This window comes from Haliea sp. E17 (assembly GCF_048323675.1).
Taxonomy (GTDB): domain Bacteria; phylum Pseudomonadota; class Gammaproteobacteria; order Pseudomonadales; family Halieaceae; genus Mangrovimicrobium.
This window is the reverse complement of sequence record NZ_JBLWFK010000005.1, coordinates 213,517-229,573: the sequence shown is the minus strand read 5'-3', so window position 1 is coordinate 229,573 and position 16,057 is coordinate 213,517. Positions and strand designations below refer to the sequence as shown.

Annotated in this window: 16 protein-coding genes; 5 read left to right on the top strand and 11 right to left on the bottom strand. The window is 63.8% G+C overall.

Going from position 1 to position 16,057, the window contains the following annotated elements; translation table 11 throughout:
• Window positions 1–77: 77 nt before the first annotated feature.
• The gene (locus tag ACNKU3_RS14510; protein WP_418260222.1) at window positions 78–1,106 is read left to right on the top strand and encodes an aldo/keto reductase; all 1,029 of its coding nucleotides are present in this window, start codon (window positions 78–80) and stop codon (window positions 1,104–1,106) included.
• 44 nt (window positions 1,107–1,150) lie between these two features.
• Here the strand turns inward: ACNKU3_RS14510 and ACNKU3_RS14505 are convergent, their stop codons facing one another.
• Window positions 1,151–1,381: a DUF1653 domain-containing protein gene (locus ACNKU3_RS14505; protein ID WP_418260221.1), complete on the bottom strand. Its 231-nt coding sequence runs from the start codon at window positions 1,379–1,381 to the stop codon at window positions 1,151–1,153.
• A gap of 76 nt (window positions 1,382–1,457) precedes the next feature.
• Here ACNKU3_RS14505 and ACNKU3_RS14500 point away from each other — a divergent pair, with 76 nt between their 5' ends.
• Window positions 1,458–2,261, top strand: coding sequence for an SDR family NAD(P)-dependent oxidoreductase (locus ACNKU3_RS14500; RefSeq protein WP_418260220.1), 804 nt, complete (start codon window positions 1,458–1,460; stop codon window positions 2,259–2,261).
• Window positions 2,262–2,353: 92 nt separating this feature from the next.
• On the opposite strand, the gene ACNKU3_RS14495 is transcribed toward ACNKU3_RS14500, so the two are convergent.
• Genes ACNKU3_RS14495 through leuA form a run of 3 tightly spaced genes read right to left on the bottom strand, consistent with a single transcriptional unit; the run spans window position 2,354 to window position 5,885 of the window.
• Window positions 2,354–3,217, bottom strand: a complete 864-nt coding sequence (locus tag ACNKU3_RS14495; protein ID WP_418260219.1) for a DUF6279 family lipoprotein — start codon at window positions 3,215–3,217, stop codon at window positions 2,354–2,356.
• Between the two features lie 23 nt (window positions 3,218–3,240).
• A complete protein-coding gene (locus ACNKU3_RS14490; protein WP_418260218.1) occupies window positions 3,241–4,194 on the bottom strand; it encodes a pyridoxal-phosphate dependent enzyme in 954 nt (317 codons plus the stop codon).
• Between the two features lie 17 nt (window positions 4,195–4,211).
• Window positions 4,212–5,885 carry a 2-isopropylmalate synthase gene (gene leuA / locus ACNKU3_RS14485; RefSeq protein WP_418260216.1) on the bottom strand — a complete coding sequence of 558 codons (1,674 nt, stop codon included), beginning with the start codon at window positions 5,883–5,885 and terminating at the stop codon, window positions 4,212–4,214.
• 256 nt (window positions 5,886–6,141) lie between these two features.
• Here leuA and ACNKU3_RS14480 point away from each other — a divergent pair, with 256 nt between their 5' ends.
• Window positions 6,142–6,630: an Lrp/AsnC family transcriptional regulator gene (locus ACNKU3_RS14480; RefSeq protein ID WP_418260215.1), complete on the top strand. Its 489-nt coding sequence runs from the start codon at window positions 6,142–6,144 to the stop codon at window positions 6,628–6,630.
• Window positions 6,631–7,061: 431 nt separating this feature from the next.
• Window positions 7,062–8,069: a cysteine synthase A gene (locus ACNKU3_RS14475; protein ID WP_418260214.1), complete on the top strand. Its 1,008-nt coding sequence runs from the start codon at window positions 7,062–7,064 to the stop codon at window positions 8,067–8,069.
• A 192-nt stretch (window positions 8,070–8,261) separates the two neighbouring features.
• Here the strand turns inward: ACNKU3_RS14475 and ACNKU3_RS14470 are convergent, their stop codons facing one another.
• The 3 genes from ACNKU3_RS14470 to ACNKU3_RS14460 all read right to left on the bottom strand — a co-directional run bounded on the left by ACNKU3_RS14470 (window position 8,262) and on the right by ACNKU3_RS14460 (window position 9,987).
• A complete protein-coding gene (locus tag ACNKU3_RS14470; protein WP_418260213.1) occupies window positions 8,262–8,921 on the bottom strand; it encodes a thiol:disulfide interchange protein DsbA/DsbL in 660 nt (219 codons plus the stop codon).
• 110 nt (window positions 8,922–9,031) lie between these two features.
• Complete coding sequence (locus tag ACNKU3_RS14465; RefSeq protein ID WP_418260212.1) at window positions 9,032–9,658, bottom strand: c-type cytochrome; 627 nt, start codon at window positions 9,656–9,658, stop codon at window positions 9,032–9,034.
• Window positions 9,659–9,693: 35 nt separating this feature from the next.
• Window positions 9,694–9,987, bottom strand: coding sequence for a c-type cytochrome (locus ACNKU3_RS14460; RefSeq protein WP_418260211.1), 294 nt, complete (start codon window positions 9,985–9,987; stop codon window positions 9,694–9,696).
• A 113-nt stretch (window positions 9,988–10,100) separates the two neighbouring features.
• Here ACNKU3_RS14460 and yihA point away from each other — a divergent pair, with 113 nt between their 5' ends.
• Entirely contained in the window at window positions 10,101–10,766 is a 666-nt protein-coding gene (gene yihA / locus ACNKU3_RS14455; protein ID WP_418260210.1) for a ribosome biogenesis GTP-binding protein YihA/YsxC, read from the top strand.
• Window positions 10,767–10,991: 225 nt separating this feature from the next.
• Here yihA and polA read toward each other — a convergent pair whose 3' ends face one another.
• The 4 genes from polA to ACNKU3_RS14435 form a co-directional block, all read right to left on the bottom strand.
• Window positions 10,992–13,718, bottom strand: a complete 2,727-nt coding sequence (polA, locus tag ACNKU3_RS14450; RefSeq protein ID WP_418260209.1) for a DNA polymerase I — start codon at window positions 13,716–13,718, stop codon at window positions 10,992–10,994.
• A 104-nt stretch (window positions 13,719–13,822) separates the two neighbouring features.
• Window positions 13,823–14,494, bottom strand: a complete 672-nt coding sequence (locus tag ACNKU3_RS14445; RefSeq protein WP_418260208.1) for an SCO family protein — start codon at window positions 14,492–14,494, stop codon at window positions 13,823–13,825.
• On the bottom strand, window positions 14,491–15,390 hold the full coding sequence (gene cyoE / locus ACNKU3_RS14440; protein WP_418260207.1) for a heme o synthase: 900 nt from the start codon (window positions 15,388–15,390) through the stop codon (window positions 14,491–14,493). Before cyoE ends, ACNKU3_RS14445 begins: the two co-directional genes overlap by 4 nt.
• Window positions 15,391–15,398: 8 nt before the next feature.
• A complete protein-coding gene (locus tag ACNKU3_RS14435; RefSeq protein WP_418260206.1) occupies window positions 15,399–16,055 on the bottom strand; it encodes a hypothetical protein in 657 nt (218 codons plus the stop codon).
• Window positions 16,056–16,057 lie beyond the last annotated feature (2 nt).

Genomic DNA, 16,057 nt, shown 5'->3' with positions numbered 1-16,057 from the left:
CGACCACAGGGCCCGCTCCGCTACGGCAGCGGGTCCTGTGCTAATCTCATTGCAATAATTCCAACAGGCAATGCGCTATGCACTATGTCAACCTGGGACACACCGGGCTGAAGGTTTCCCGCCTCTGCCTCGGCTGCATGAGTTTTGGCGATGCGGCGAGTGGCGGCAGCTTCTGGGGCTGGGTACTGAATGAACGGGAGAGCCGACCCTACTTCCGCCGGGCGCTGGAAGCGGGGATCAACTTCTTCGATACCGCCAACATCTATACCGCCGGCACCTCCGAGGAGATAACCGGTCGCGTCCTGCGCGATATGGCCAGCCGCGATGAAGTCGTGGTGGCCACCAAGGCCTACGGCGCCTGGCGCCCGGCGCCGAATACCGGCGGCCTGTCGCGCAAGGCCCTGTTCAGCGCCATCGACCAGAGCCTGGGTCGGCTGGGCATGGACCACGTCGACCTGTTCCAGATCCATCGCTTCGACCCCCACACGCCGGTCGAGGAGACCATGGAGGCGCTGCACGACATCGTCAAGGCCGGCAAGGCCCGCTACCTCGGCGCCTCGTCGATGATGGCCTGGCAATTCAGCAAGCTGCAGCACACCGCCCGGAGCCGCGGCTGGACTCCCTTCGTGTCCATGCAGCCGCAGCTCAACCTGCTGTACCGCGAAGAGGAGCGGGAGATGCTGCCGCTGTGCCGCGACAGCGGCGTGGGCGTCATTCCCTGGAGCCCGCTGGCGGGGGGCAGGCTGGTACGGCCCGCGAATGAGCAGACCGCCCGCACCCGTGCCAACCGCTACAGTTCTTTCCAGGGTGAATACGAGGCCAGCGACCAGCGGATTATCGCGGCACTGGGGGAAATCGCCCTGGCGCGCGGGGTCAGCCCGGCCGAGGTGGCGCTTGCCTGGGTGCTGCGCCAACCGGGCGTCAGTGCGCCCATCATCGGCGCCACCAGGCCACATCACCTGGGCAGCGCGATCGATGCCCTGCAACTGGAGCTCAGTGCGGAGGAGGTCGCCGCACTGGAGCAACCCTACGCAACCCGCCCGGTGTCCGGCGTGGAGTTCCCGCTAAAGGACGACTACAGCCTGACGCTGCGCGGCGACGACTGAGCGGCTGGAGACCCGCTGGACCAGGGCGATGTGGGCCAGGCGCTTCAGCCGGCAGGCCCGACATAGGCGAAGCGCGGTACGGTTTCCCCCGCGTGGGAGACTGTTTCGAGAAACATGGACAGCGGCCGCACCCACAGCCCACCCTCGCCGTAGAGCGGCGTATAGACCACCAGTTGCTCCTGGGTTTCCGAATGCCGCGCGACACCCTCAACCCGGTATTCACCGCCCTTGAAATGCCGGTAAATACCCGCTTTCAGTGTCAATTCAGCGCTCACAATTATGGACCTCCGGAGCCTGGCTGGTAGGATGCGGCAAGTGAAATTCACCGACCGACAGATAACGGAAAACGACATGACGACATTCGCCGGAAAGTACGGTCCCTGGGCATTGATCACGGGCGCCTCCGAGGGCACCGGTGCGGCGTTCAGCCGGCGGGCTGCCGCGCAGGGGCTGAACTGTATTCTGGTTGCCCGGCGCGAACAACCCCTGCGGGAACTCGCCGCTGAGCTGCAGCGGGACCAGGGGATCGAAACCCTGGTGGTAACCGCGGACCTCGCCGCCCCGGACGCGGCCGCAGCCATCATCGAAGCGGTCGGTGATCGCGAAGTCGGGCTGTACATTGCCAACGCGGGAGCCGATACCGTCACCGCCCGTTTTCTCGACGCGCCCGTCGAGGCCTGGCTGGGGCTGATGCACCTCAACGTCACCACCAGCCTGCAGCTGTGCCACACCCTCGGCGGCCAGATGCGCGAGCGGGAACGCGGCGGTATCCTCCTGCTCGGCTCCGGCGTCAGCTACGGCGGCATGGGCGGACTGGCGGTCTACGCGGGCAGCAAATCCTTCATGCTCAGCTTCGGCGAGAGCCTCTGGTCCGAGCTGCGCCCCTACGGCGTCGACGTCCTCAACTTCATGCTCGGGCGCACCGATACGCCCGCACTGCGCGAGATCCTGGCGCGCAACGAGCTGCCGCCGCCCGAGGGACTGGCGAGCCCGGACGAGGTGGCCGAAGCGGGATTCAATCACCTTGCCAGGGGGCCAATTCTCAACTGGGGGCAGGCGGACGACGAGGCGGGGATGTCACCGGTCTCTCCCGCCGCCCGGCGCGAGCGCATGCTGGCAATGGAGGCCATCGCCAGGACAGTCATCAAGACCTGAGCAGACGGTAATCTGGCGCGGGCCGGCCCCCGCGCACTGCGCGGCAATAGCCTGGACCGGCACCTGCGGCGTATGCAGCAGGAGGAACGCCTTCAGGAGCCTGCTGCGCCAGGCTCCCCGGCAGGCGCGGCGAGCCTCGCCAGGTCGCGCTGCAAACCATCCAGCTTGCGCTGCAAATGCCGGTCCTGGCGCTCGCTGCGGCTGTTGATCACCTCGGCTATCACCGCGTAGAGCACTGTCGAGTTGTGCTCGTAGGTGGCAAGGTACTCGGCTGAGTTGAAGCTCTCCCGCTCGATGACCGCCCGGCGCAGCTCCTCCTGCCAGCCCGGCTGGCGCTGCAGTATCTGCTCGAGGCGATCGAGCCAGCGCGCCCGTTCCGCCAGCCAGGTGCGGTCCGCCCGCCACAGCTGTGCCACAGCGCTGTCGAGCATACTTTCCTGGGCGTCGTTGATCTGGCCAAGGAAATCCTCGAGCTGGTCTTCGAGATTTTCCCGTGCCTCTTCGCGGTACTGGTCATTGTCGCGGCTGAGGTCCTCGTCCTCGTATTCCGCCTGGGTTTCCCGCAACTCGGCGATAAACGCAGCGACCTGCGCATCGCTGAGGTTTTCACCGATGGCGATCATCCAGTCCAGGCCGCGCAGCTCTACCCGATCCCAGGCCGCCTGCGTCTGCTCGCCCCAGGCGCGCAATTGCGCCACATCAAGCGGCGCCTTGAGCCCTTCACGTACCGTCGCCAGCCAGTTGCTGTAGGCGGGAAGCTCATCCTGGCGATGCCACTGCAGGAACGGCACGAGCAGGGCATCGAGTTGCTCTTCCTGCGCGCGATCCAGGTCGACGTACTTGCCGACATACCAGGGAATGAAGAAGTCGAGGCGGTTGTAGACGAAAGTCGTGCTGCTGCAGGCCGTCAGCAGCAGCGCGAACAGTATGACAGGAACCCAGTTGCGACGGCGCATCGCCTCTCCCGCGGGTTATGCTCTTACCAGGGCAGTGAATCCAGATCCACATTACCGCCTGACAATATAACCCCGGCGCGGCGCCCGGCAAAACGTTCCGGGTGGGCGAGGAGGGCAGCGAAGCTCACCGCCCCGGAGGGCTCGACCACCTGCTTGAGGCGAGTCCACAGTAATTGCATTGCCTCCACAATTTCTTCGTCGGTCACCGTGACGATGGTGTCCACCCGCTGGCGGATGATCTCGAAATTGAGCTGGCCGAGAGCCCCGCGCAGGCCGTCGGCAATGGTGACGGGGTTCGGCTGGCCCTGCAGTTCACCGAAGCCGAAGGAGCGGAAGGCATCGTCGGCACCGGCGGGCTCGACGCCGATCACCTCGATCGACGGGCGCAGGCTTTTGATCACCGTGGCCACCCCCGAGAGCAGGCCGCCGCCACCCACGGGCACAGCCACGACCTCCAGGTCCGGCTCCTGTTCCAGCAGCTCCAGGGCAAGCGTGCCCTGGCCGGCGATGATCCGCGGGTCGTGGTAGGGATGCACCGGGTGGGCGCCGGTCTCGGCGAGCACGGCCTCAAGGGCCTGTTCGCGCGCCGCCAGCGTCGGCTCACATGCGACGATGTGCCCGCCGTAGGCCGCCACCGCCGCCCGTTTCGCCGCGGGCGTATTCGCTGGCATGACGACATGTGCGGCGATGCCCCGGACGCTCGCCGCCAGTGCCAGTGCGGCACCGTGGTTACCCGAGGAATGAGTGGCGACGCCCTTCGCGGCGACGGCATCATCCAGGCCCAGCACCGCGTTAAAGGCCCCGCGGGCCTTGAACGCGCCGACCCGCTGCAGGTGCTCGCACTTGAAGCGGGCCGTGGAACCGGTGAGTTCATCGAGCAACCGGCTGTGCATGACCGGCGTCTGGTGAACGTGATTGCGAATCCGCTGGCGGGCCGCCTCGACGTCCGCCAGGTCCGGCGCTTTCATTGCCGTCATCGGCGGGCTCCCGCGGTTCAGGCGGCGGCCTCGGAATCGCCCAGCGCGGCCTTGTTGATGGCCCGCAGGATGCCGTCCAGCGAGGCCTGCACGATATCGTGGCTGCGTCCGCAGCCGCAGTAGCGCTCGCCGGCAATGTTCAGCTGGATGTAGCACATGGCTTCCGCATCGGCGCTGTGACTGAGGGCGTGTTCGCTGTATTCCACCAGCACGATCTGCTTGCCGGTGAACTGTTCCATCGCGTTGACGAAGGACGCCACCACGCCGTTGCCGGTACCGGTTATGGTCTCCCTGGCGCTGCCGCGGGTGAGTTCCGCCTGCAGGCGGTCCATGCCGTCCTCGCGGTTTACCTGGTAGTTGCCGAGGTCCCAGCGCCCCTCGCCGTTGAGGTAGGTTTGCTGGAACAGCTCGTGGATGGCCTCGGAGCCGACCTCGGTCTCCTGCTGTTCGGCGTAGGCCTGCACCACCGGGCTGAAATCGATCTGCAGCCAGCGCGGCATGGCGATGCCGTAATCGCGCTCGAGCACGTAGGCGATGCCGCCCTTGCCGGACTGGCTGTTGATGCGGATGACCTCCTGGTAGGAGCGGCCAATGTCCGCCGGGTCGATCGGCAGGTAGGCCACTTCCCAGTGCTCGCGCCCTTCCTGTTTGGACAGGCACTTCTTGATCGCGTCCTGGTGGCTGCCGGAAAACGCGGTAAATACCAGCTCGCCCGCCCAGGGGTGCCGCGGGTGTACCGGCAACTGGGTGCACTCCTTGCAGGTCTGGATGATCTCGTCCATGTTGGACAGGTCCAGCATCGGGTCAACACCCTGGCTGTAGAGGTTCATCGCCATGGTGACGATATCCATGTTGCCGGTGCGCTCGCCGTTGCCGAGCAGGGTACCTTCCACCCGGTCGGCGCCGGCCATCACGCCGAGCTCCGCTGCCGCCACGCCGCAGCCGCGGTCGTTATGGGTGTGCAGGGAAATGATAATGCTGTCGCGCCGGGCCACGTTGTCGCAGAACCACTCGATCTGGTCCGCATACACGTTGGGCGTGCTCATCTCCACGGTAGCCGGCAGGTTGAGGATGACCGGTTTCTCCGGCGTCGGCTGCCAGACCTCGGTCACCGCGTTGCAGACTTCCACCGCGAAGTCGATCTCTGTGCCGGTAAAGCTTTCCGGCGAATACTCGAATACCCACTCGGTCTGCGGATACTTCGCCGCGTGTTCCTTGACCAGTTTCGCGCCGTTGACCGCGATATCGATAATACCCTGGCGATCGAGACCGAAGACCTGCTCGCGCTGCACAGTGGAGGTGGAGTTGTAGACATGCACCACCGCCCGGCGCACGCCTTCCAGCGCCTTGAAGGTCTTCTCGATCAGCTCGGGGCGCGCCTGCACCAGTACCTGCACAGTGACATCGTCCGGGATACGGTTGTTGTCGATCAACTCGCGCACGAAATCGAAGTCATGGCTGGAGGCCGAGGGAAAACCCACCTCGATCTCCTTGAAGCCGACCTTCACCAGCAGGTCCCACAACCGCGACTTCTGCCGCGCCGTCATCGGCTCGATCAGCGCCTGGTTGCCGTCACGCAGGTCCACGCTGGCCCAGCGCGGGGCCTGGCTGATGACCTGGTCCGGCCAGCGGCGATCGGTCTTGCGGATGGTCTCAAAGGGCTTGTACTTGCGATGGTCGAACTGGCTCACGGCGCTAATCCTTGTCGTTGATGATTTGGGGCTGTGCCCCGCCGCCCTTGTGGGGCGACGCCCGCGGCGCAGGAGGGGTAATCCCGGCCAGATGGGAAGGGCAGTGCTCAGCCTTGGACATACTATAGGACCACGGGCCTAGCGAATGATTGCAAACATGGCGCTCATTTCACTTTTAATTGCGCTATTAAGCTACAAATATACCTTTTGTTAGTTAATAATTGCTTATCATATGGCTTAGCGGGTATTTATCACCATGAAACTCGACCGCACAGACCGCCGCATCCTCGCGGCCATGCAGCGCAACGCGCGCATAAGTAACCTCGAACTCGCCGAACTGGTGGGGCTCTCGCCCACCCCCTGCTCGCGGCGGGTCAAGCGCCTCGAGGAATCGGGCCTGATCCGCGGCCATGTCACCCTGCTGGACCAGTCGCGCCTCGGCCTCAAGCTGACCGCCTATATCGGCATCAGCATGGACCGCCACACCCCGGACCGCTTCCAGGCTTTCGAAGAGCAGGTCATGAGCTTTCCCGAGGTCATGGAGTGCTCGGTGGTTACCGGGCAGGCCGCGGACTACCTGCTGAAAGTGGTGGTCGCGGATATGGAGTACTACGAGAAATTCCTGCTCGGCAAGTTGACCCGCATTCCCGGGGTTACCGGTGTGCACTCGAGTTTCGAGTTGCGGCGGGTGATCCAGCGGACGGAACTGCCGTTGGAGCATATTGACGATCGGACTGTGCTGTAGGGTGCTTTGGTCACGGGCCGCATTCCCGTTTGCCGCTCACCGGGACCGCCAAAAAGCGCACATCCCTGTGCAGGCTCGACCTCCCGGAGCGCCGGCCGGTCCATCCATGTCCTCGGACGCCCCGGTGAGCACTAGCCGGGAATGCGGCCCTCTCTCAGTGACAATACCCAGCCTAATAGAAACTGGGATCTTGTTAGGTGGCAGTGGGGAGGACCGCGCGAGCTACCGGGCTTCTCGAAAATGTCTGAGGCCATGGATGGCCGAAGCCAAGCTGGCAGGACGCCGTTTTTGCGGTTTTCGGGAAGCCCGGTAGCTCGCGTGGGCCGGCTCGAAGCGACAGGAGTACTGACTAACGAACTTCTGACGACAGCCTGACCGATGCGCCCCCCTGTGGCATACTGCCCCGGTTGTTCCCCCGGAGATTCCGCCCCGTGTACACCGCCGCCGACGTCACCCAGCTCATTGGCAACACCCCGCTGCTTCACCTGCGCCAGGTCTCCGAACTGACCGGCTGCACCATCCTCGGCAAGGCGGAATTCCTCAACCCCGGGCAATCGGTCAAGGACCGCACGGCACTGGGTATCATTCGCGCCGCGGAGGCCGCCGGTGAACTGCAGCCCGGGGGGCGGATTATCGAGGGCACTGCCGGCAATACCGGCATCGGCCTGACCCTGCTGGCCAACGCGCTGGGGTACAAGAGCACCGTGGTCATGCCCATCACCCAGAGCAAGGAAAAGATCGATACCCTGGAATTGCTCGGTGCCGACCTGCACCTGGTGGGCGCGACGTCCTATTCGGACCCGAATCATTACATCCACACGGCGCAGCGCCTCGCACACGAGCTGGGGAAAAAGGAACCCAATGGCGCCATCTGGGCCCGGCAGTTCGACAATCTCGCCAATATGGAAATTCACGCCAGCACCACCGGCACGGAGATCTGGCAACAGACTGACGGCAAGGTGGACGGTTTTATCTGTGCCGTCGGTACCGGCGGTACCCTGGCGGGCGTTTCCACTGCGCTGAAGGACAAGAACCCCGGCGTACAGATCGGACTTGCCGACCCCAGCGGCGCATCGCTGTTCAGTCACTTCACCCGCGGTGCCCTGGAGCCCAGTGAAGGTCATTCGATTACCGAGGGCATCGGTATCAACCACATCACCGACAATATCGCGCAGGCGAAGGTGGACCACGCCTGGCACGTTGCCGACGAGGAGGCGCTGCCCTACATCTACGATTTACTGCAACACGAGGGCCTGTGCCTGGGCGGCTCCAGTGCGATCAATATCGCCGGCGCGGTGCGCCTGGCGCGGGAACTGGGGCCGGGTCATACCATCGTCACCATCCTCTGCGACTACGGCAACCGCTACCAGAGCAAGTTGTTCAACCCGGTATTCCTGCAGAACAAGGGGCTGCCGGTACCCGCCTGGCTGGATATCTAGAGCCCCGGCCGCACCGGCAGGGGCAGCGCTGGCCGAGCGGGCGGTCATTCCGGTAGTGGGCTCAACAGGCGCTCGCGGCGACGACCTGTAAAGGAGCCGGCACGGTGCGCTGTCGTATGTGCTGTTGGGAAAATCAGGGCAGGAGGGTGTGGTTCGGAGGCGCCGGGAGGGCGCCCCCGAAGAAGCAGGGGCTTAGAGGGATGCCTGCTCAGCCGCGGGAGCGGCGGCACCGCGTTCCTGTGCGATCAGGAAATCCGCAATCTTCAGCATGTTTTCATAGCTCCCCGCCTTGCGCGGGGAAATCATGTACTTGCCATTGATCATCATCGCCGGGGTGCCGGTAATTTTCGCCCCGCGCGCCGCCGCAGAGGCCTGGCGTACCTGGCTGTCAACGCCGAACGAGTTGAACATCTGGACGAACTTGTCTTCCTCGATTCCCTGCTGGGCAAACACCTGGGCAACTTCCGCTTCGCTCTTCAGTGGCTTGCGGTCGATATTCATGGCGTTGAACATGGCATCGTTGATTTTTTCCGACTCACCGAGGGCCAGGCCGGTGTAGTAGGCCTTGGCGTGCAGTTCCATGGGGCCGCCCCACATGGCGGGTATGCCGCGGAAATAGACGTCTTCCGGCTGTTGCTTGATCCAGGCGCGGAGAACCGGTTCGAACTTGAAGCAGTGGCCACAGCCGTACCAGAAGAACTCCGCCACCTCGATTTTCGAGGTATTGGTGGTGCGCTCGGCCGGTGTAATCACGTCGTAGTGTTCGCCGGCCTTCCACTCGGCGGCACCCTCAGCCACGGCAAACAGGGGCAACAGGCAAAGGGACAGGGCCCACAGGGTTCGCTTCAACATCAGACTGCTCTCCTAGTTAGTCTCGCGATTTTCTGACAACCATCACCGCAAACGGTTCTGGCAGGGATAAAAAAAGGTGGCAAACTGCCACCTTTTTACGTGAACGGCGTTTATTTGAGGCCAGAAGCGTAGCTGGCTACGGCCTCAATTTCCTTGTCGGACAGGCCGAAAGCCACGGTGCGCATGATTTTGGCATCGCCATCATTGGTGCGCCCGGCGGGGTCTTCATAGCCCTGGCGGTAGGCCTTCAGCTGGGTCGCGATATAGTCCGCATGCTGGCCGGCGAGGGGCGGGAAGCCGGCCGGGGCGTTGCCTTTGCCGTTCGGCGAGTGGCAGGCCATACAGGCCGGCACATTGCGTTCGGCCACGCCGGCGCGGAACACTTTTTCACCCAGTGGCAGCAGCGCCGGGTCGGTCTGGCCGCCACTGCGCGGCTGACTGCTGAACCAGGCCGCCAGGTCGGCCAGCGCCTGGTCGCTCTTGCCATCCAGTTGGCCTGCCATGGTCGGCACCGGACGGGCGCCATCGCGGATATCCGTCATTTGTTTCAGCAGGTATTTTTCACCCAGCCCCGCCAGTTTCGGGAAGGTGGGAGCAGCGCTGTTGCCATCGGCCCCGTGGCAGGCGCCACAGACGGCGGCCTGCGCCTTGCCGGCGGCGGCATCACCCGCAGCATTAACGGTTACAGTCTGGGCCAGTCCCAGCAACAGGGAAGAGATTATTAGGATTTTTTTCATCGTATTTCCAGCAGTTCGGTGGTGCCCGCGACGCCCTATTTAGCCGGCGAAGACATGAATTCAATCAGCGCCTGGTAATCTTCCGGGGTACAGTCAAAGCACATACCCTTGGGCGGCATGGCATTGACGCCACTGGAAACGGATTGCAGCAGGACTTCCATTCCCTTGTCGAGTCGCGGCTTCCAGGCCTCGACATCGTGGGTTTTCGGCGCGTTGGCCGCCCCTGATGCGTGGCAGACAGCACAGCTCTTGTTGTACTTGTCCATGTCAGGCTGGGCAACCGCGGCGGTGGCCCATATCGTCAGTGCAGCTACAACAATTCGTTTCATTTGTACCCCATACCTAACGGGCGGTGAGATTACCGCGCAAGCATTTGATTACAGGCAAAAAAGCTGTGGCATTATATACAACATACCGACACCTAAAAAGGCACAAGCATACAATGTCCGAAGAGCTTTCGGCGAATACCCCTCCCGCACCCAATTTTCGCGCGGCGCGCTTCCTGACCAGCGCCGCCCGCCTGGAGCAGAGCCCCGAGGACCACGGCTGGGAAGTCGCCTTTGCCGGCCGATCCAATGCGGGAAAATCCAGTGCGATCAACAGTTTGACAGGCAATGGCAAGCTCGCCAAGACCTCCCGCACCCCGGGGCGTACCCAGTTGATCAATTATTTCGAACTTTCCGCGCAGCAGCGGCTGGTCGACCTGCCGGGCTACGGTTTCGCCAAGGTCCCGCTGGCGGTTAAAAAGGCCTGGACCAAGGAACTGGAACGCTACCTCTCGCACCGCCAGAGCCTGCGCGGGCTGGTGCTGTTGATGGACGTGCGCCACCCCCTGCAGGAGTTCGACCAGCAGATGCTGAACTGGGCGATGGCCGCCGGGATGCCGGTGCACATTCTCCTCACCAAGGCGGACAAACTGAAAAAAGGTCCGGCAAACAACAGCTTACTGGCTGTGCGCAAGGCCCTGAAGGACTCCGGGGAGCTCGTCAGCGTGCAGCTGTTTTCCTCTCTCAAGCACACCGGGCTGAAGGAGCTGGAGCAGGTGCTCTACAACTGGCTGACCGACACCAGTGTGTACGACGACGGGGAGGAAAACGAGGAGACATAAAAAACCCGGTTGCCTCTAGGGGGGAAGGCAACCGGGATACTAGGGTCTCTGGGGAAAGAGACTTGCTTGCGAAGACCCATGGAGAGGAGTCTTCAACAGGGGTGCAGCGTTTGCTGCAAACAATCAGACTGGCCTGCTGTGAAAAAGTTCATTGCGACGCAAAAATATTTTCCAGTGTCGCATCGCCGGCCAGGCCGGACCCGCAGCCGCCGGCCGTGCCGGCTCTCAGTGGGCCTCATCCCAGTTGGCGCCCACCCCGGCCTCGACCAGCAGGGGCACCGACAGCTCCGCCGCCGACGACATCCGCTGGCAGAGCTGTTCACATACCGCGTCGACGACATCTTCCGCCACTTCCAGCACCAGTTCGTCGTGCACCTGCATGATGATACGCGCCGCGACAGCATCGGCTTCCAGCCAGCCGTTTACCGCCAGCATGGCGCGCTTGATGATGTCGGCGGCGCTGCCCTGCATCGGCGCATTGATCGCCGTGCGCTCCGCCGCCTGCGCGCGCATGCGGTTGCGGGCGTTGATATCGGGCAGGTAGAGGCGCCGGCCGAACAGGGTTTCCACGTAGCCCTGCTCCCGCGCCTGTTCCCGGGTGCGCTCCATGTAGTCGGCGACGCCGGGGTAGCGCTCGAAATAACGATCGATGTACGCCTGGGCCTCGTTGCGCCCCAGGTGCAACTGTTTGGCCAGGCCGAAGGCCGACATCCCGTAGATCAGGCCGAAGTTGATGGCCTTGGCCTTGCGCCGCTGTTCACCGGACACCTGGTCGAGGGCGACCTCGAAGACCTCCGCGGCTGTGGCGCGGTGGACATCCCGCCCCTCCTGGAAGGCGGCCAGCAGGCCCGGGTCGGCAGAGAGGTGGGCCATGATGCGCAATTCGATCTGCGAGTAGTCGGCGGCGACGATGCGGTAGCCCTCGGGGGCGATAAAGGCCTTGCGGATACGCCGGCCTTCCTCGGTACGGATCGGGATGTTCTGCAGGTTGGGGTCCGAGGACGACAGCCGCCCGGTGGCGGCCACCGCCTGGTGGTAGGAAGTGTGGACCCGCCCGGTGGCAGGATTCACCATGCCCGGCAGTTTGTCGGTATAGGTGGACTTGAGCTTGGACAGGCCGCGGTGCTCCAGCACCAGGCGCGGCAGCTCGTAGTCCAGCGCCAGTTCCTGCAGCACTTCTTCCGCGGTGCTGGGCGCGCCCTTGGGGGTTTTCTTGACCACCGGCAGTTCCAGCTTGTCGAACAGGATCTCGCCCAGCTGCTTGGGGGAGCCCAGGTTGAAGGCCTGCCCCGCGGCGGTGTGGGCCTCGGCCTCCAGCTCCTGCAGCCGCTTGCCCAGTTCCTCGCTCTGCCGGTGCAGCATGCCCACGTCCAGCAGGGCGCCCTGGCGCTCGATTTTCGACAGCACCGGTACCAGCGGCAGTTCGATCTCCCGCAGCACCGAGGCCAGGCGGCCCTCGCTTTCCAGCCGCGGCCACAGGGTTTGGTGCAGGCGCAGGGTAATGTCCGCATCCTCGGCAGCATAGGGGCCGGCGTCCTCTACCTTGATCGCGTTGAAAGTGAGCTGCTTGGCCCCCTTGCCGGCGATATCCTCGAAGTGGATGGTATTGCGGCCGAGGTACTTGAGCGCCAGGCTGTCCATGTCGTGGCGGGTGGCGGTGGAGTCCAGCACGTAGGACTCGAGCATGGTATCGAAGGCAATCCCGCGCAGGCTGATGCCGTGGTTCGCCAGCACGCTCATGTCGTACTTCAGGTTCTGTCCGACCTTCAGGCAGTCCGGGTCCTCCAGCAGGGGGCGCAGCTGCGCCAGTACCGCGTCGCGATCGAGTTGCTCCGGCGCGCCGAGGTAGTCGTGGGCGAGGGGCACGTAGGCGGCCCTGCCGGCCTCCACGGCAAAGGAGACCCCGACGATGCGGGCCTCCATGTAGTTCAGGCTGGTGGTCTCGGTATCGAAGGCGAACAGCGGGGCCTGGCGCAGTACCTCGATCCAGCTGTCCAGCTGTGACTGTTCGGTAACGATCTCGTAGTCGACATTCCCGGTCTCTGTCGCCGCTACCGCTGCACCGTCACCGGCCAGCAGTTCTTCCAGCCAGCCGCGGAATTCCAGCTGGCTGAACCAGTCGATCAGGGCGTCGCGATCGGGTTCGCTGTTGGCGATATCGGCGGGGCTCTCCTCGAGCTCGACATCGGTCTTGATCTCGGCGAGGCGGTAGGAGAGGTAGGCATTGTCCTTCTCTTCCTCCAGCTTCGGCGCCAGGGACTTGGCACCGCGGAAGGACAGCCCGGCCACCTTGTCGAGATTTGCGTAGATCGCATCCAGGCCACCGAGGCCCTGTAGCAGGCCGAGCGCGGTTTTTTCGCCGACCCCGGCGACCCCGGGAATGTTATCCACCTTGTCGCCCATCAACGCCAGCAGGTCGATGACCAGCTCGGGCGGAATACCGTATTTTTCCTGTACACCCGCGATATCGAGGGTGGTCTCGGTCATGGTGTTGACCAGGGTCGTGTTGGCATCCACCAGCTGCGCCATGTCCTTGTCGCCGGTGGAGATCACCACCGGGCGCCCCGCGGCGCTGGCCTGCCGCGACAGGGTGCCGATAACGTCATCCGCCTCGACCCCGGGCACGCACAACAGCGGCAGGCCCATGGCCCGGACGATGGCGTGGATCGGCTCGACCTGCTCGCGCAGCTCATCGGGCATCGGCGGGCGGTGGGCCTTGTACTCGGTGAAAATGTCGTCGCGGAAAGTCTTGCCCTTGGCGTCGAAGACTACCGCCACCGGGGAGTCGGGGTATTCGACCAGCAACCTGCGCAGCATGCTGATGACCCCGCGCACCGCGCCGGTGTGCTGGCCGGAGGAGGTCGTCAGCATGGGCAGGGCGTGGAAAGCCCGGTAGAGATAGGATGAGCCATCCACCAGCACCAGCGGCGCATTACCTGAATTGGAACTCACTTCTACCTCCTCAATTGCTGCCCGGACGGCGAGGGGGCTGGCACTGCCCCCCTGCGGCCGGGAATTTCTGTCTCGTGCTTTGCTTTGCGGCCTCCGCTTCCCGGTCAGCCGTGCTCCCACAGCGCTCGCGCCGAGCGCAGCGTAAGCTTCATCTTCGCGGCATCCAGCGGCGGTCGAAAGAAACCGTGGTAGTCCCCTCGCGGGTTGATCAGGACGACGTTGCCACTGTGCTCCACCTGGTAGTTATCGCCCTGTCCCGGCACCTTGCGAAACGGCGTATTGAGGGCCGTGGCAAAGCGGTGTACGTCGAGGAATTCCCCGGTCACGCCGATAAACGCCGGGTTGAAAAAGGGCACGTAGCTCGCCAGTTGCTCCACCGTATCGCGTGCGGGATCGACGGTCACCATCACCACCTGGGTATCCTCGGTTTCGGTACCAGCGAGCGAGGCGCTGAAGTCGTTGAGAAAACTCATGGTGGTGGGGCAGATATCCGGGCAGTGGGTAAAGCCGAAGAAGACCAGGGTCCAGTGGCCTTCGAGTCGCGCGCGGGTAAAAGGTTCGCCGCGATGGTCGACCAGGTTCAGTTCGCCGAAATTGCGCGGGGTGGGCAACAGGTAGAGGCCGTTGGCCTTCATCTCGCCCGGCGTGATGATCCGCGGTTGCTGCACCCGGTGCACGAAGCCCGCCACGATGAAGGCGATAAAGCCGAGTACCAGGACGACCGTCAGCCAGATCCGCCTGCGCTGGTCGGGATTGTGCGTGGAGGGCTGGCTCATGGCAATTGCACCGGGAAAAGGTAGTGATCCACCAACATGACTACAAACAGTGCCATGAGATATATGATCGAATACTTGAAGGTTTCCATCGGCGCCTTGGGATTTTTGTCACGCAGCAACTCCACCGCCCAGTAGAGAAAACCGATACCCAAGACCACGGCGCCCAAGAGGTAGAGCGGCCCACTCATGTGCGTGGCGAAGGGCAGCAGGGTGATCAGGAACATCAGGATGGTGTAGAGCAGGATCTGCAGCTTGGTGAAGGCCACGCCGTGGGTGACCGGCAGCATGGGAATACCCACCGAGGCGTATTCCTCCCGGCGATGGATGGCAAGGGCCCAGAAGTGGGGCGGGGTCCAGGCGAAGATGATCAGCACCAGCAGCAGGGCGTGCCCGTGAATCTCGTCGGTCACCGCGGTCCAGCCGAGCAGTGGCGGCGCCGCGCCGGCGAGACCGCCGATGACGATGTTCTGCGGCGTCGCCCGCTTCAGGAACATGGTGTAGACGAAGGCGTAGCCCACCAGCGAGGCAAACGTGAGCCAGGCGGTGAGGGGGTTGATAAACACGATCAGGATGGCCATGCCCAGGCCACCCAGCGCCAGGGCAAAAACTGCCGCCTGGACATTACCGACCCGGCCACGGGCCACCGGCCGGTTCTCGGTGCGCGCCATCTGCAGGTCGACGCGCTGATCCACCAGGTGGTTCACGGCTGCGGCGGCGCCCGCGCACAGCGCGATGCCGAGGTTGCCGAGAATCAACACCCGCAGAGGCACCATTCCCGGCACCGCCATGAACATGCCGATCACCGAGGTGAGGATCATCAGCAGGACCACGTTGGGTTTGGTGAGTTCTTTGTAATCGCGCCAGCTGGCGGCGCCTGTACTGTGTGCCTGGGCCATGGCGCTACCTATTCGCTGGAGTTCTTGAGCAGGAATTTGAGATCGGCAATCACGTCCTTGTAGCTGATCGCGCTATTGTAGGACATCATCACCCAGCCCGCCGGGTCGAGCAGGTACCAGGTGGTTTGATCCTCCCGCCACTCCGGGAACACCGCCGCCAGGTCTTCCGGCGCCAGGGTCAGCGGGACCAGTTCGCGGTGCTGCTGTTCGAGATAGCTGGCAAAGCTTTCCGGCAGCTGCGTGCCGTCACTCAATTCAGCCACGGCAAGGCGGGCGTCCGCCGGCGCGACATCGCCGAGATAGAGCCGGTCGATGCGGTCGAAATATTTGCCCAGCGCCTTGTGAATCTGCCGTGTCTCATAAAGCGTATGCTCGCAGGTCGCCTCACAGCGAGCGCCGGCATTGACCACCGCCAGCGTCCACTTCGGCGGGAAGTCCGCGTAGCGTTGCGGACCGGCGCTGCCCTGCAGGATCACGTCATCAATCTGCCGCGGCGGCTGCACCAGGCTGCCCCGGTTCGCCGTGCCCAGCGCACCGACCAGGTCGAGGTGGCCGTTGGCCACGTAGTACCACAGCCAGGTGGCCGTGAGAAACATGGTCACCGGAAGCCCCACGATGGTCAGCAGGACCAGCCGGTTGCCGCGCTGTTGTGTTGATTCGCTCATAA

Coding starts and splice junctions, on each gene's coding strand:
- yihA (WP_418260210.1), top strand. CDS start 10,101: ATGTCCGAAGAGCTTTCGGCGAATACCCCTCCCGCACCCAATTTTCGC.
- ACNKU3_RS14435 (WP_418260206.1), bottom strand. CDS start 16,055: ATGAGCGAATCAACACAACAGCGCGGCAACCGGCTGGTCCTGCTGACC.
- ACNKU3_RS14460 (WP_418260211.1), bottom strand. CDS start 9,987: ATGAAACGAATTGTTGTAGCTGCACTGACGATATGGGCCACCGCCGCG.
- ACNKU3_RS14510 (WP_418260222.1), top strand. CDS start 78: ATGCACTATGTCAACCTGGGACACACCGGGCTGAAGGTTTCCCGCCTC.
- ACNKU3_RS14500 (WP_418260220.1), top strand. CDS start 1,458: ATGACGACATTCGCCGGAAAGTACGGTCCCTGGGCATTGATCACGGGC.
- ACNKU3_RS14490 (WP_418260218.1), bottom strand. CDS start 4,194: ATGACGGCAATGAAAGCGCCGGACCTGGCGGACGTCGAGGCGGCCCGC.
- ACNKU3_RS14480 (WP_418260215.1), top strand. CDS start 6,142: ATGAAACTCGACCGCACAGACCGCCGCATCCTCGCGGCCATGCAGCGC.
- ACNKU3_RS14470 (WP_418260213.1), bottom strand. CDS start 8,921: ATGTTGAAGCGAACCCTGTGGGCCCTGTCCCTTTGCCTGTTGCCCCTG.
- ACNKU3_RS14495 (WP_418260219.1), bottom strand. CDS start 3,217: ATGCGCCGTCGCAACTGGGTTCCTGTCATACTGTTCGCGCTGCTGCTG.
- ACNKU3_RS14445 (WP_418260208.1), bottom strand. CDS start 14,494: ATGAGCCAGCCCTCCACGCACAATCCCGACCAGCGCAGGCGGATCTGG.
- ACNKU3_RS14465 (WP_418260212.1), bottom strand. CDS start 9,658: ATGAAAAAAATCCTAATAATCTCTTCCCTGTTGCTGGGACTGGCCCAG.
- cyoE (WP_418260207.1), bottom strand. CDS start 15,390: ATGGCCCAGGCACACAGTACAGGCGCCGCCAGCTGGCGCGATTACAAA.